This is a genomic window from Pantoea sp. OVA07A (assembly GCF_019969975.1).
GTDB classification, from domain to species: Bacteria; Pseudomonadota; Gammaproteobacteria; order Enterobacterales; family Enterobacteriaceae; genus Pantoea; species Pantoea agglomerans.
The window spans coordinates 1-673 of the sequence record NZ_JAHXYM010000017.1; the positions used below are offsets into that span (position 1 = coordinate 1).

General features: G+C 65.7%; 1 protein-coding gene. It reads left to right on the top strand.

The window, feature by feature from the left end:
* A partial coding sequence (locus LC417_RS22240; protein WP_223566360.1) for a hemagglutinin repeat-containing protein occupies nucleotides 1-673 on the top strand: 673 nt, incomplete at both ends.

The following is a 673-nucleotide window of genomic DNA, read 5'->3' on the forward strand; positions in this document are numbered from 1 at the left end:
ACATCCTCGTGCAGGGCAGCCAGCTTCAGGCGGGCGGCGACCTCGGGCTGACGGCGAAAAACGACATCAGCCTGCTTTCAGCGCAGAACAGCGAGCGCACCGACAGCACTAACAGCAGCAAGGGCGGCAGCCTGGGTATCGGCCTGACCGCCGGGTCGGGCGGCTACGGCATCAGCGTTTCAGCCAGCGTCAACGCGGGCAAAGGCCGCGAGAAAGGCAACGGGCTGACCCACACCGAGACTACGCTCACGGCGGGCAACGGGCTGAGCCTGAACGCCGGGCGCGACACCAACCTGACCGGCGCACAGGTGCGCGGCGACAGCGTGAAGGTCGATACCGGCCGCAACCTGACGCTGACCTCAGAGCAGGACAGCGACCGCTACGACAGCAAGCAGCAGAACGCCAGCGCGGGCGGCAGCTTCACCTTCGGCTCGATGACCGGCTCCGCAAGCGTCAACCTCAGCCAGGACAAGATGCACAGCAACTGGCAGAGCGTGGCCGAGCAGACCGGCATCTTTGCCGGGAAGGGCGGCTTTGACGTGACGGCGGGTGAGCACACCCGGCTGAACGGCGCGGTCATCAGTTCCACCGCCACCGCCGATAAGAACCGTCTCGACACCGGCACGCTGGGCTTCAGCAACATAGAGAACCACGCGGACTATAAAACCGAGCA